General features: G+C 34.4%; 17 protein-coding genes. All 17 read right to left on the bottom strand.

Annotation, left to right across the window (positions count from 1 at the left end; all coding sequences use genetic code 11):
• Position 1: 1 nt before the first annotated feature.
• A complete protein-coding gene (locus tag DU508_RS22455) occupies positions 2-940 on the bottom strand; it encodes an NAD-dependent epimerase/dehydratase family protein (RefSeq protein WP_115404910.1) in 939 nt (312 codons plus the stop codon).
• A gap of 45 nt (positions 941-985) precedes the next feature.
• On the bottom strand, positions 986-1,909 hold the full coding sequence (locus DU508_RS22450) for an NAD-dependent epimerase/dehydratase family protein (RefSeq protein ID WP_115404909.1): 924 nt from the start codon (positions 1,907-1,909) through the stop codon (positions 986-988).
• The gene (locus tag DU508_RS22445) at positions 1,899-2,717 is read right to left on the bottom strand and encodes a glycosyltransferase (RefSeq protein WP_233509711.1); all 819 of its coding nucleotides are present in this window, start codon (positions 2,715-2,717) and stop codon (positions 1,899-1,901) included. The genes DU508_RS22450 and DU508_RS22445 overlap by 11 nt, the downstream gene beginning before the upstream one ends.
• 4 nt (positions 2,718-2,721) lie before the next feature.
• Complete coding sequence (locus DU508_RS22440; protein ID WP_115404908.1) at positions 2,722-3,549, bottom strand: 2OG-Fe(II) oxygenase; 828 nt, start codon at positions 3,547-3,549, stop codon at positions 2,722-2,724.
• Between the two features lie 127 nt (positions 3,550-3,676).
• Positions 3,677-4,603, bottom strand: a complete 927-nt coding sequence (locus DU508_RS22435) for a hypothetical protein (RefSeq protein WP_115404907.1) — start codon at positions 4,601-4,603, stop codon at positions 3,677-3,679.
• Positions 4,604-4,641: 38 nt separating this feature from the next.
• On the bottom strand, positions 4,642-5,460 hold the full coding sequence (locus DU508_RS22430; protein WP_115404906.1) for an IS982 family transposase: 819 nt from the start codon (positions 5,458-5,460) through the stop codon (positions 4,642-4,644).
• Between the two features lie 111 nt (positions 5,461-5,571).
• The gene (locus tag DU508_RS22425) at positions 5,572-6,405 is read right to left on the bottom strand and encodes a glycosyltransferase (protein WP_158542234.1); all 834 of its coding nucleotides are present in this window, start codon (positions 6,403-6,405) and stop codon (positions 5,572-5,574) included.
• Positions 6,405-7,442 (bottom strand): EpsG family protein, encoded by a 1,038-nt coding sequence (locus tag DU508_RS22420; protein WP_115404904.1) that lies wholly within the window; start codon positions 7,440-7,442, stop codon positions 6,405-6,407. Before DU508_RS22420 ends, DU508_RS22425 begins: the two co-directional genes overlap by 1 nt.
• A gap of 2 nt (positions 7,443-7,444) precedes the next feature.
• A complete protein-coding gene (locus DU508_RS22415) occupies positions 7,445-8,509 on the bottom strand; it encodes a glycosyltransferase family protein (protein WP_115404903.1) in 1,065 nt (354 codons plus the stop codon).
• A gap of 2 nt (positions 8,510-8,511) precedes the next feature.
• Entirely contained in the window at positions 8,512-9,624 is a 1,113-nt protein-coding gene (gene wecB / locus DU508_RS22410) for a non-hydrolyzing UDP-N-acetylglucosamine 2-epimerase (protein WP_115404902.1), read from the bottom strand.
• Positions 9,625-11,052: an oligosaccharide flippase family protein gene (locus tag DU508_RS22405; RefSeq protein ID WP_115404901.1), complete on the bottom strand. Its 1,428-nt coding sequence runs from the start codon at positions 11,050-11,052 to the stop codon at positions 9,625-9,627. It lies immediately after the preceding gene.
• Positions 11,049-11,762 (bottom strand): hypothetical protein, encoded by a 714-nt coding sequence (locus DU508_RS22400; RefSeq protein ID WP_115404900.1) that lies wholly within the window; start codon positions 11,760-11,762, stop codon positions 11,049-11,051. Before DU508_RS22400 ends, DU508_RS22405 begins: the two co-directional genes overlap by 4 nt.
• A 5-nt stretch (positions 11,763-11,767) precedes the next feature.
• The gene (locus DU508_RS22395; protein WP_199562768.1) at positions 11,768-12,499 is read right to left on the bottom strand and encodes a glycosyltransferase family 2 protein; all 732 of its coding nucleotides are present in this window, start codon (positions 12,497-12,499) and stop codon (positions 11,768-11,770) included.
• A 1-nt stretch (position 12,500) separates the two neighbouring features.
• Entirely contained in the window at positions 12,501-12,818 is a 318-nt protein-coding gene (locus tag DU508_RS22390; RefSeq protein ID WP_115404899.1) for a hypothetical protein, read from the bottom strand.
• Complete coding sequence (locus DU508_RS22385) at positions 12,818-13,546, bottom strand: glycosyltransferase family 2 protein (RefSeq protein WP_115404898.1); 729 nt, start codon at positions 13,544-13,546, stop codon at positions 12,818-12,820. Before DU508_RS22385 ends, DU508_RS22390 begins: the two co-directional genes overlap by 1 nt.
• On the bottom strand, positions 13,539-14,168 hold the full coding sequence (locus DU508_RS22380) for an HAD family hydrolase (protein WP_115404897.1): 630 nt from the start codon (positions 14,166-14,168) through the stop codon (positions 13,539-13,541). Before DU508_RS22380 ends, DU508_RS22385 begins: the two co-directional genes overlap by 8 nt.
• Positions 14,165-14,803 carry a PI-PLC domain-containing protein gene (locus tag DU508_RS22375; RefSeq protein ID WP_115404896.1) on the bottom strand — a complete coding sequence of 213 codons (639 nt, stop codon included), beginning with the start codon at positions 14,801-14,803 and terminating at the stop codon, positions 14,165-14,167. Before DU508_RS22375 ends, DU508_RS22380 begins: the two co-directional genes overlap by 4 nt.
• Positions 14,804-14,812 lie beyond the last annotated feature (9 nt).

Genomic DNA, 14,812 nt, shown 5'->3' with positions numbered 1-14,812 from the left:
GTTAATCCTTTATTTTAAATTTTTCAAGCACTTTACCTGGGTTCCAGCCCAAAATTTCTCTTGCTTTAGAATCGTCAAAAGTTAAACTTGATGTTAACTTCTGAAACTTATACGCATTTATTGGTGATATAAAGCCAAATTTTTTGGCGGAAAAAATAAGCATCTTGCTAATCCATTTCGGAATACTTTTAGGTAACGGATAATTGAGTTGTTCAGCAATTAAATTTGCCAATTCTTGAAAAGATGGATGATAACCATCAGTTAAGTTAAATATACCCGTTGTTTTAAGGCTTTTAGGAATTATTTTAGCTACATCTTCTGCCATTACAATGCTCTTTCGGATTGATTCTTTTGAAATATTAAAGTAATATCCTTTTTTGATCCCTTTGATCATCATCTTTAAATTGCCTGGCGGATTGTTTCCGGCGAGCAGGGGAAGACGTAAAATAAGGTAGGTAACACCATGTTGTTCGCACCATGATATGATCAGTTTCTCAGCCTCGATTTTGCTCCGGCCATACGGATATTGAGACTGCAAAGGCTGCTCTTCACTAACTCCGAGGCCTTGGTTAAGCCCATAAACAGAAACAGAACTCATAAATACAAAATGCCGGGGCAGCACAGGTGCTGCTTCTAAAGCACTTAATAGGTTTTTCGTGCCTGTTACATTAACATCAAAGAAAGCTTGTTTTTGCTTTTGATTTCTGGGAAAGCTATGTGCCTTGCCAGCGCAGTGGACAATAATTTCAAAAGCCCGATCAATGATAGGAACTTCGGTAGAAAGATCAACAGTATATGTATTGGTTGTTCTTCGTCCAAGTGTGGAAATCTCAAAATTACATGCGCTTAGATGTTGTTGGATATGTTTGCCTAAATACCCATTTCCACCAGTTAATAAACAAGTGCTAAATACTTGGTCTGTTGAGCGAATTCCTGCCATCTAAAATATAATTATGTGATGTCCATTTGTGCTACATATATATGTTTATCTTTCGTTGTCTTTTTTTGGATTGCTCAAAGAATTTGCCGTTTCAATTAGTCCTTCTTTAGCTTTTACCGGAAGCTTAACGTTTAAAGCCTGCATTATTTTAAGATTACTTACCACATAATCGCCAGTTAATTTATATAGCCTTTCAGTGTTCAAAGGTAATCTCAACCAATTGCCAACTCTTGCAATGCTGCTAATCAATGATTTTGAAATTTTCCATAGCTTTGGCTTTTTACCCATAGATTGTGCCAAAACACGTACTACGTCTGTAGTTGATAATGATTCGTCATCTGCAATGTGGTAAACGCCAGAAGGAATTTCTTTTTGATCGATCAATTCTTTTATTACAAAACATAGATTTTTTACACTCAGGAAAGTCCTTTTATTTTGAAAAGCAGCGAACGGATAAGGGATGTCTCTTTTCACTACCTGATATAATAGGTTAAGATTGCCTTTGTTGCCAGGGCCATGAATCATGCTTGGTCTTAAAATATAATAAAACTTGTTAGCTGGCAATTGTTGGGCAATGATATATTCTTCAGCCATTAACTTCGACTTGCCATAGTGTGTTTGCGGCGAGGGAATAATGGCTTCGGTTAAAACTCCATCAACAGTATCTGCTACAGCTTTTACAGAACTAATGAAAATAAATTTTTTTGCATCCGACTGAAGAAAGGCATTATATAATTCCTTGGTTAATTCAAAATTAACCGTATAATAATCATCAGGATTACCAACATTTTTTATATCATGAGCTTTACCGGCAAGATGAACAACGGCTGCAGCATTTTGCAGCGTTGAACTATTCAAATGTTGAAGCTGTAACCGATCCAGACATTCAACATTTTGATTTCCCAGGTAATCGACAATATTTTTGCCTACAAAACCGGAAGCTCCTGTTATGATAATCTTAGCTTTCAAATTGCTTTAAAGTTTCTTTATTAACTTTTATCCTTTCTTTATCAAAAAACCAACCCCATTTATTAAAATAGGTAATTGCTGAAGAGACAAAGATGCTAAATAATCGTGAACTTTTGTTTGCTCCGCTATCATAGCTGTGATAGACTGACACGTTTGGGAAGTAGATCGTTTTATATTTTCTGTGAATTCGACGCGAAAGATCGAAATCTTCAAAATACATAAAGTATTGATCATCATATCCGCCCAATTCTTTGATTGCGGTTAGATTTAATAAAGTGAAGCAGCCCGAAAGCAATGGAGAATTATATATGGTTCGTCTTCCCACCTTTTGTAACTCATACTTATCTACAAATTTCTGGTGTATCTTGGCTGGTTTCTTTAGTTTTCTTCTAAAGATCCAAAACGGACTTGGCAAGAGCTTTGGAAGATACTGCACAGACCCGTCTTCATTCAGTACTTCTGGCATTAGCATACCCACATCAGGACGATCCTGCATATAATTGAGCATTGGTGTAATGATATCAACGTTGAAATAGATATCCGGGTTAATGATAAAATGATATTGATATCCTGCTTCGATGGCCAAATTCAGGGCAACATTATGTGCCGCTCCGAAGCCAGGGTTTGAAGGATTATGGATGTAATGAATTCTTTCCATATTGGCAAGTTTCTTTAACACATCCGACGTTGAATTATCTATTAAATATAAAACTCCCTTATTATTGGCCTTCAAAAAACTATCAATTGCTTTTTTAAGAGAAGTGGCCTCATTATTATATAATACAATACTACCTGAAAAAATTTCCACTCGATTATTTATTGGAATCCTTTTTATAAATGTGCTTAGTTTCGACAACTCGTTTTTTTGTCACCTTTCTAACCATATTCCTGAGACCAGAATCAATTTTTAATAAAATATCCTTAATTGGTTCTTCTGGTCGGCCATAGAATGAAGTTACGTGAAAATACTCTTCATTTTCTGCAGGAATCTTCGAAAAGTAATAGTTGGATACACAGCATCTTTTGCCATCAGATACCACTTTGCTAACAGAGTGATAGGAAGACTTATTTGTGATCATTAATACCAATCTGTTAAACTTAGAGTGTATGGTACGCTGAGTTCTTTTCGTTCCTTTATCCCAAAGCTCTAAATTCCCGCCATTTTCAACAGGCCAATCTGGCGTAACATAGTATAAGAGATTCAGTACCCTATAATTTTCCCTATCGTTATCGTGAGAATTGTCTAAGTGAGGATTCAAAAAATTACCATGTGCCATCAAGCTAATTCCTCCGGCATATAAATGCTCATCAGGTGTCATCTCCTCGATACCCGTAATTTCTTCCACTATTTTAATGATGCGCTGATCTTGAAATGCATAAACAATTTCCTCTAACAAGGGGTCATATAAATCCATTTGTGCGGCAACTCTTTTATTTTCTCTTAGCGATTTATGAATAGCCATTTCTTCAGGCGACGGAAAGGCATCATAAATTTTCTTTGCGATATTAACTGGCAATAAGTTATCAATAAAGCATGAATTGATTCGTCCTTTTAGAGAAAATTCTTTACGTAATTCATCTTTTTGTACAGCAAGTCGTTCTAAAATCAAATCTGCTAGTGAAATTCTATCTAAGGTCATATGCAAAAAGTTTTAAATTTTAAATTAAAAATCGAACCAAATATAACTAGAATAACTAATGTTTTTATAGGTCGACTTCAAAATGACTAGGTTAAGCATTGGGCAAAAGGATTAACCATCCTGCTAATCAACCTATTGTTTGGTATGCCTTTTCATATTTATAAATTTTGTTTGGATGAACGTTCCAAAGCCGATAATCTCCATGTGGTAACTTCCATTTTTGATATCCATTAAAAAGCCAGTTCTTTTTTGGGAAAAGATTTAAATTTCCATCTTCACTTACAAAAGCAATGTCATAACCTAAAGATTGAACAAGCTTACTTAGTTTTATTTCACCAAATCTAATGATAGATGCTTTATACGACTCATTTTCACCTGGAAAAAGCCCGTTATTTATAGCCAGCAATTCTTTAAGAACACTTGTTGTGGTAAGCAAAAAGAAACTCTGTAAGTGGGGATTGAAATTATTTTTGATGAGGCTCTGATAAATTTTTGTTGAATAGGAAACTCCAATTAATCCGATATTTTTGTATTTCACTAACAAATCTACATAATCGTCAATAAAATGATCTATTTGACAATTTACAGACGAATTGGTTAAGAAAATCGCTTGTTCCTTATTCCAATCAATTAAATTATGGCAAACATAAGCATATCCGGAAAAATCCATCGCCTTATTTTCCACAGGATAAATTTCCAGAGCTTCGTCAATTCTTTCGGTTTCTTTTAACGAGGTAAAATATTGCGTATTATAATCAGACACTGTTAAAATTTTTCTGATGGAACGCTGACCTTTATAAGCATAGATTCTTTGAAGCTGGAACCTGAGTCCGCAGGTAAACTCCTTATTAACGTAAGCTATTTTCTTTTTTCTAATTGGTGGATAACCTGCCCACTCATGGATCGCATAAATTATCTCATCCGCTATCGGTTTCGCTCTTAGTGCCTGTTTTCCTTTATCATTTTTACCTAAGTGGTTTTTTAACGAATTTAATGGATATAGTAACGGAGCCAAAGCGAGTTCTAAAAGTAAAGTCAAGTAAAATTTTATCATGAGAATATTTATCGATAAGTAATTAACTCAAGTGCTAGTTATATTATTAATTTATTAAGTGTAAAAGCGAAGATAAACAATGTGATTTTCAGCAACCATCCTTTGAAAGTCACTGCATGGAGCTTTCTTAGGAATAGCCCTTTGATCTCACTAATCGTCGTCTCTACTCTTTTACGCATGTATTCTTTGATAAAGGCAGCGCTTGGGCTGTCCTTTCTCTTTGCATTGGATTTGCGATGTACCCTTAAAGCGATCTGGTCCGTTTCCATCATTTGATCTTCAATCTCATAATTGGTATAGGCCGAATCTGCAAACACCTCACTTTCAGCAGGCAGCTCCATCGGTAGTTTCCTTAAGGTCTGTGCATCATGCTCACTGCCCGGCACAAAGCCAAATTCAACAGGAATGCCATCTTTGGTAATTAACAACTGTACTTTTACCCCATAAAAATATCTGCGCATGCTGGCTTGTTTCCCATGCCATTGCTTCCCCTTTAATATTTTACAGTTCGCTATACGAATATTGTCACATACAGCCACGGGAAAGGAATCCAGCACATCACTCATTTCGCAACTGATATACCAAAAGTAATAACCGACCTGCAGGAATAAACTGTAGGCCAGTTCGGCTACCGCATGTAACCTGCTCTTGTCCAACATGCCCGGGACCATTCCCGTCATCTTCATAAATTGTCCTGCCTTATTCTGATGACCCCCAAAATACAGCGAGGATACCACCGCAGTGGTAATTACCTCGCTCTCGCTAACCTGTCTGCGGCTATCTTCATAATGGCTGCTCATTTTCAACAAATCATCTATAAAACAAAATATTCCTGTAATTTTATCCTTTGTAAGCATCAGTCTGAGTTTTTTAGTTGTGGTAAACCAAAGTTCTCTTTTTTGATGCTTACTTTTTTATCTTTTTATCTAGCAACTTGAGTTAATTAGTAGGCAAAATCTATTTAAATACTATAGTGATTTCCCCAAAATGTAATATTGTAAATAGGTGGTAAAGAAGTTCATATTTTTTGACAAAAGACTAAGTTTTATTGCTCTAAAGGAGCAAATGCCCAAAATGGGGAAAAAGTTTACAATATTAGAAAAATTCCTTGCCCCATTACAATAATACCTGAATCTGATTAGTTGACTATTATAATTATCAGAGAACGTAGATAATGAATGTTCGACGATCATATCCAAAACATAAATTTGATTAAACGCTCTCTTCAATTTATTCACGAAATAGGTATCCGAAAAATCTAGCCTAATTTTATCATTATAGCCACCAACCTTATTAAAGGCAGTCAATCTCACACAAAGCCCACTATTGATAAAAGACTTAAACTTCATCGGTTGATTACCCGTAATTGGTATTTTCATAGACAGCCCTTTTTCCAAAAACACCCAATTTGGCGATATAATTCGAGCACCGCTTTTTAAAATAGGAGCGAATATAAAAGTGTTCTTATTTTCATTAATTGCGCTTTCCAAAGATTGCAAATAATCTACTGGAAAAACAGAATCCTGGTCAATAAACAAAAGCCATTCTTTACCTAGCTCCTTAGCTAGTTCTGCACTTTCATTGTAACCCTTACTAATCCCGTCATTTTTGGGATTATGTTTATATATAATTTTCCATCCTGCAATTTCAGACTGAATTTGCTGAGGAATGGGACTGTTATCATAAACGAATACCATGCCTTTTTCAAGTGCTGAACTTAATGAAGTTTCTATGCTTTTAACGGATGGGGTATCATTGAAGCTTTGTTTATAAAGAACTATTGTTACTAATAATGAATTCATTACATTATGATTTTGGTATAAAAAATGATTAGCCACATCAGTAATGCTGCGAAAGATATTGGCAATAGAGTTGCCCATCTTTTTTCTACAAATGCATAGACTATTAATGGAATTAAAATAACCTCCACAACCTGAAGTAGTTCTGTAATTCTAAAAGCCAAAGTTGGGAAATCAGAGAAGAGTACAAAAGTAGATAATGCGATGATATATATCTTTAATAAAATAATAAAGTACTTATTTTTTGCGGCAATAGATTGAAGTCTCCAAATCAAAAAGAAACAGAGTATTATTTTAAAAAGAAAAAGAAAATTAAATATATTTATCTCTGTCATTTCTCCACTAGCCATCAATGCATTGTAGGCTATAACCTTACTTTGAATAGCTGGTATTGGCAAAGTTGCCAAGACAGTGCTTAAGGTAATCCTTAAAAAGTACAAAACGTATGCTATCGGTACTAGGAGAAGATAGCGTAACATGTTGCTTTTATTCGAATTGATAAAGTACAGAGGAATTATAACAATAGCCGAATAATGAAAACATACACCCAGTATAACCAAAATCAGAAAGAGTTTAAAATTCCGTTCATAAATGGGTTTAATGCATAACAATAATATTCCTGATGCCGCACCGGCCCTTATTTGAGTCATTTCATGGAGCATATAAAAATTAGAGATGTAAATCAATACCGAAAGAAACCACAGGCTGGTCAATTCATGAATAGCAAAGAACTTCAGGCCAACTCCAATCATTGCATATATTAAAAAAAGAAAAAGCACATTATCAAAAAAGAGATTTCTAACAATACTAGCGATAAGTAAAAAAAAAACTTCTATATTGATCTCATAGACAGACGTATGATATAGCTCAATATATGTCGTATAATCTCGATCAACCCCTTCACCTCTAAAAGCTGCAATTACCATTAAAATCAACCCCAACACAAAGAACAAACTTTCCTTTAAAATTAGATTTGATTCAAGTGGTAAGAAAGATAATATTGAAACAGCTACAAAAAGAATGATAAGGATGATAATCATTGTTAATTATAATTAAGTATTTCTTTCTTTAGATCAATAACCTTATTTTGTTCAAAGAGTTGCTTCACAACGAGCATATTTTTAACGCTCGGCTGTTCAGGTTTCAGCAAATCTGTATTAAATTCATTGATGCTAAAATAATCATAACCAAGCTCAAAATAATCTCCAATTTTTGGCGATAATACAATAGGTATGATTCCATAATATAAATACTCTACCATCTTAGTAGGATTTGCAACATTATTTACAATAATATCGTCTCTTAAAATGAACGCATAATCTGCCTGCTGATAAAATTTATCCAATTCTGAGGGCAGAACACTGAGCACATTTAAGTATGCAGGTTCAATTTTGAATTTTTTTAGTTCCTGCTTCAATCCCAATAAATCCCCAGTTAAGATCGTATATTTAATATGTGGAGTCTGATTATTTTCAATTGTTTTTAACATTAGCGAAATGTTTTGCCAAGGAGAAATACCACCACTATAAATTACATTAATTTCTTTTTGGGGTTCCCTTCTTGACTCCAATTGTTTTTGTAATAAATTCTCAGGAAGTATACTATATATAATATATTTCCCCTTAAATTTTTTATATTTTCTTTTAAAATGATTTTCCATCGCCTTAGAAACACATATTACATATTTAGCATAGCTAAAAACAACCTTTTCTACTATAGACATTAGTAAACTCGCCAATTTTTTTTTCTGAAATAGTAATTCCTCCTCTGGCACCACGCCGTGAGCGTCCAAAATCAGATTTCCCTTAAAAAATGGAAAAAGGATATAAAGAAACTTGCTCATGTGTATAGAATGTGAGTAAATCGTCTTAGAATTTATGATTAATCTGACTATTTTGAAAAAATGCATAAAAAGATTGAGCTTATAAAGCTCAATCTTTCCTACCTTTTGTTGATACATTTTAATGTTACGCCTCAATGACACTGTAAGATATATTCTAGGCACATCTTCAAAAATCTGATCAATGGCTTTAATACGACTGATCATGCCATCCTTGATGTTGGTTTCATTTGGATATTCCGCTAAAAATAACAGCTCATCTTTCATTATCAATTAATTAAAGCATTTACAATTCTTTCACAGGCTGTTCCGTCACCATATGGATTATGACTCTGAGCCATTTTTTGATATAATTCATGATCATCTAATAAACGTTCGCAAGAAGATAAGATGAGTTCTTCATTTGTTCCTACCAAGATTACTGTTCCTGCATCTACAGCTTCTGGTCGCTCGGTGGTATCGCGCATCACTAAAACTGGTTTCCCTAGGCTAGGTGCCTCTTCTTGAACACCCCCACTATCTGTGAGAATAAAATAAGATTTATTCATCAGCCATACGAAAGCAGGGTAAGAGAGCGGCTTGATAAGCCGTACATTATTTAGATCATCCAATAATTCGAAAACGGGCTGTTGTACATTTGGATTCAAGTGAACCGGATAGATAATTTGCACTTCCGTTCTTTGTGCAAATCTTTTAATAGCCCTACAAATCTTCAAAAAACCATCGCCAAAATTTTCTCGCCTGTGCCCCGTAATCAGGATTAATTTTTTTGAAGAATCAACAATGCTTTTCAAATACCGGATTTCTTCGTCCTCGTAATTGACCAGTTTCTGAGTAGCCCAAAACAAAGCATCTATCACTGTATTACCTGTAACATATATTCTTGAAGTCGTGCCTTCTTTGGCCAAATTCTCTTTAGCAAGTACCGTGGGGGCAAAGTGGATGTCGGAAATTCTGCCTGTCAATTGTCTGTTGATTTCTTCAGGAAAAGGGGAAAGTTTATCGAAGGTTCTAAGGCCAGCTTCCACATGACAAACTTTGGCTCCTGCATAAAAAGCAGATAAAGCTGTAGCCATCGACGTAGTGGTATCTCCATGTACAAAAACATAGTCAGGCTTAAATTCTTCTAATACCGATTTCATTCCCAGTATAATATCTGCGGTCAGCTGAAAAAGATTTTGACCCTTTTTCATGAGATCAAGATCATAATGGGGAGTAATTTCAAAAAAATCAAGCACTTGATCCAACATCTCACGATGCTGCGCAGTAACACAAACCTTAAGGTTGAAATGCTCTGGAAAGAAGCTAAATTGCTTTACCAATGGCGCCATTTTTATAGCTTCTGGTCTTGTACCAAATACAAGTAGGATCTTTTGCTGCATCTATGCTTTTTTTATTTTGTTGAGTAGGTAAATTATAAAATCTTTTTGGAATTTGGATCCAAGTAAAAATCCTGCTAAGATATAGCTTGCAAATCCCACCGTAATTTTTACCAGCAAATTAACCCAAGCTAGACTGGATATATCTAAAAATGTTACCGAGAAAAACATTAATACGGCTGCGGTTAGCGGTATCAAACTCAATCGGATTACATTTGCAACTGAAAGATATTTTGCACAAATATAGAACTCGAGGAATAGAATAAGAAAATGTGAAAGCATATTCCCATATGCAGCCCCGTCATGATTAAAGCGTGGGATCAATATGATATTGAGTATTACAGAAAGTATTACCATTACCAGCATTACCAAAGTATATTTTTTGTCCATGTGCATGGATATAATGATCTGATTTACCAAAACATCTCCTATTCCTATAAAAAAAATAATTGGCGACAGGATAATCAATACCCTGGTCATCTCAATAAATTCATGCCCAAACAAAACGTCTACTAAATTACCTGCTATGGCAATAATCCCAAATAATATGGGAAAAGCAACATAACAAACAAATGACACAGATCCTTCAACTAATCTAGTTATTTGTTTTTCTTCACTACTGGCCAGCTTAGAAACCATTAAAGGGCTTAATGAAGCCGTAATTACGCATAAAATAGTTATAATTTTTAATGCATTATCATAAATGGCCAACGATGAATTGCTGATTGATTTTGCCAGGAATATTTTATCGAATGAAGCATACATCAGCATGAGTAGTGTGGGCACAAAAAATAAACTGACTTTTCTCAGCTCTTCAAAAAACTCACGCAGTTTTAGCTTGAAAATGAAAAGGTAACTTTTCGGAAGCGAGCTAACCATTAACAAATTAAGCAAGAATGTAGCACCAAAGTAGAGATAAAGGTAAATATCAATATCTTGTACATCATTAACGAAAAAAAACGTTCCCACCGCCATGATAACTTTGACAATTATATTTCTGAATGTGATGTTTTTTATTTTATTTGCCGCAATAAAATACCACGAAAAGTCAAAGATGTTAGCCAATACACCTAAGCAGGAGATTAAAAACAAATCAGTTAATTTTTTTTCTATAAAAAAGGTATAAGCTAAAAAGAAAACTACTGCTAATGTTGATGTGAATAACTGGATGGAAAAAAGTAACCTAAAATCCTGTTCAATATTTTTTGAGGCAGATAGCTTACGATTGCCGTAATTTATCATTCCAGCCGCACTAATTGTAATAAACACCTGACTAATCGCAAGCACATAACTAACATTACCTACGCCTTCAACTCCCAAGCGTCGAGATAAAATAGGTAAGATTATAAATGGTGTAACTAAGTTTAGAAACTGCGTTAATAAGTATAAAAGGTAATTTACAAAAAAAAAGTTTTTGTGCTGCTCACTCATTTTTTGTATCTTTTCAGGTAAAAATTAATTCTTCTCTTCATCTTTAATATCAAACGCCAGCCAGCAGCAAACTTAACATTCAAATAAATTACCTCTGTATACTTTTTCAAATTAATTCCGGGTTTTAGCCAAAATATTTCTGTATTATTGATATTAAAAAATGCCGGGAGTCGATTACTTAAAACTGGATTATAGTCAAAATATCGTTGTTGCAAATCTGCTTCGGGAAAAGGAAGACCAAAGTTTTCATCATCTGAAGTTTTCCAAAACCTTAGCATGGCATCCACCTGTCCGCCTACAATATAATCTAAAAGATAATTCTCTTTCGGGCTTTTAACATAGCCCAAAAATATAAGTTCATTTCTTTCACTTGCTATTAATCTGGCATTTGAAGCGTAAAATCTCTTAAAATTCGCGATAATCATGTCAGAACGGATTTTCATGGCGAACTTAACATTTGGGTAATTCTTCTTGATAAATACCAACCCCGCAGTGGTTGTTGCACATTGTAAGTTAATATTCCAATAACCAGTAGTTTCGGGCCTTTCAATTTGAAGAAGTTGAATAGCAGATGAAGTAATTATATTAATATTTTCTATCGGTTCACTAAGCCATGTTACCCAAATCACAAGACCTGATCCCGAATAATTCTCCACAACCTCTTTGCAGTAAGTTGTAGGTCCTTGAATAATAAAAGCCGTGCCCTCCACTTATCCTATGTCCGATTTTTTTTTAAAAATACATCAAGGTCCTCGGGCGTGCCGATGCCATGCATAGCAGTAAAAGGGATATCATACACTCCAATGTTTTTACCATCTCTAATCGCATAATTGTAAGATGGGCAAGTATAAAACTCATTGTTTACCCTGTCGTTCTCAATAATCATCTGTATTGCAGCATCCACATAATCACTGCCCTTGGCAAATAAATAAATACCAACCGTAGCATTGTTGGAAATTGCTTCTTTCTCTTTTACTTCTTGTACAATTCCACTTGCATCAGTTTTTGCAAAAGACCATTTCGGGTTCAATTCTTCATCTTTAAAAGTCAATATAGATCCATCTAAATTTCTCTGCAAACAATCATTAATAAAATCAGCGATCTCAATATCTACAATCTGGTCTGAATTAGCTATCAATAGAGGATAATCATTGTCTATCTGCTTTTTTGCAAATAAAACCGTACAAGCAGTGCCTTCTGTTAGTTTATCTATAGCAATAAACTCTGCATCATATTTATTAATGATTTTGTTTACAAGTTTCTTTTCTTTTTCTAAATGATCTTTCCTGCCAATCAAAATGAAATGGGCATTTTGATAATTCAGGTTTTCCATTACCCTTTCAATCATTGGTAGTCCTTCCACATCAATGAAAGGCTTTGGTTTTTCGAAGCCAGCTTTAACAAATCGGCTACCCTCGCCTGCCATAGGGATTACAATATTAATCATGTTAAATATATTTATCGTTATTTGCTCCAGGAAGTTTTACCACCAGTGTTTTCACATCAGTAAGTGCCTTAAAATCTGTGACATCAAAGGGCTTCATTACAAGGATGTCTCCTTCCTCGTATTGAATGCCGTTCATTTCAACTTTACCACAAACAATAACAGTATATTCTGTTGCAATTTTGTGATAGTGAAACCCTTCATAATCCCCTTTTTTATATTCTTTTAAACCAACCTCTAAGTCATTAGTCTTAAGAAGGGAAGGTTCAAAATTTCCAATGAACCACCCATTAAACATGTCTTTTATTTTATAAACCTCCATTATTTTTGAAAATTACGTTCAAAATCTTCCAGTACTTGTGGCGAATAAAACAAATGATATTGCTTGCCATCAATTTTGTAGGTAATTACTTTTTTGGCTTTCAGCACATACTGATTAATCACTGGAGAAATATAAAAAAGACCGTCTAAATGAACGTCTTCTTTGATAGATTTAAATGCAGCTTCAAAAAAAATTGAGGCATTCTTAAAATAATAGGCTCCTGCAATTGCAAAATTACTGATCGGATTTTTTTCTGCTGTTTGTACGACAACATTATCTATCAATCTCGCATAAGACCATCTCGGATGGACTGAATTGAAGGTAATAAGCCCTGCATCCGCATCTTCTTTGCTCCAAAATTTATAAATTGTATCGAGGTTAAAATCAATTACCTGATCGCCATTAAGAATAAGAATTTCATCATCTACGCTAATTTTATCTATGGCCATTAATACACTGCATAAACCACCTTTGGTATTTTGAGCCAATTTGATGATTTCACAGTTTGGAGCAAGAATTTTCAGCGTATTGTCCAAATGAAATCTTTTAGCATCTTCCTCCTTAATGATAAAAATGAAAGATTTTTCGCTATCCACCATTCGCGGATTTTCGAGAACCATCTCTATCATTGGCAAACCATTCACTTCTATCAAAGGTTTTGGATAATAATATCCAGCATTCGAGAATAATTCAGATGAGCCAGCCAATGGTATAATTATTTTAAGCATTTTCTATCTCCTTAATTCGATTTTTGATATTATAATAATGAACGTCTGCCGGGCTTTCTACAACTAGAACATGGGCTCCTGAATCCTTGGCAGCTCTGATTCCATGTTCATTATCTTCGACGATTAAACATTCTTCAGGCTGTAATCCTAAACGTTGTATAGCTAAATTGTATATAGATGGGTCTGGTTTCCCATTTACTACATCCTGATTTGACAAAAAGAATTCAAGATAATCTATTAAAGCCGCTTTCTCCATCATGATCTCTACCGTTTTTGTAACAGAATTGGAGCAAACCGCCAATTTATATCCTTCCTCTTTCAACTTTGATAATGCGTATTGCTGTTGAAATACTGGTTTGCAATTAGCATAAACGATTTCCATTGTATATTGCTGCTTAAGCTCATTTACAAGCCGGTGTAAACCAATAGGAAATCCAGCAACCAAAGAAAGCATCTCTAGCTTCTTTTTCGTAGGTAAGCCATCAAAAGTTGTTAGATGGTCATATCTGCTAATCGAAGATCCAAATAAGGCTAATGCCCTATTTAATGATTCATAATGCCACTCTTTAGCTTCTATTAACACGCCATCCATGTCAAATATTACCGCTTTTATTTTTTTCATTTGAAATATGCTCGTGCTTCTTCGGGTTTATCTGTACAAATCATTAAATTATTTTGATTGGTAATCAGATTTGACATTTTTTTATAATCTGACCACTCTTCATGATACTTTCTCTTATGTAATTCTGGAGAAACAATGCAAACTTTTTTATTATTTTTCAAATGATCTGCTATTACCTCCGTAGAAATCCAGTGACTTTTAAATTCGTCGAGCCATACACCTACTGATTCATCGTAATAAGCCGGCCGTACTTCATATTCGCTTTGTCTGGTAAATACGTTAAAGCCATGTTTATGGTACTGCAATCCATCAGGGATAGACATATCAAACACAAAATAATTTGAGATTTCGTATTTTTCCAATAATTTCCTCAATTGTGTTTGGAGGCCATCCGATTTAACATTTAAGGCTAAGGGGAGATCTTTATTGTAACTTCTATACAAGTTGAAAAATTCCTGGACATAGATTGTTGTTTTACTCAACACCGGAATATCATGAGAAATTACCAATTCGCCATTTAGGTCTCTGATATCTGTTTCAGTACCAAAGCCAAGTTCGAAAGATCGTTTAAAAGCAGTGACAGTATTTTTTTCATTGTCACTTATCCAATATCCACGGTGTGATAAAACAATCATATTGCAAGT

It is taken from the genome of Pedobacter chinensis, from assembly GCF_003339865.1.
Classification (GTDB): Bacteria; Bacteroidota; Bacteroidia; order Sphingobacteriales; family Sphingobacteriaceae; genus Pedobacter; species Pedobacter chinensis.
This window is presented reverse-complemented; position numbering and strand designations above follow the sequence as displayed.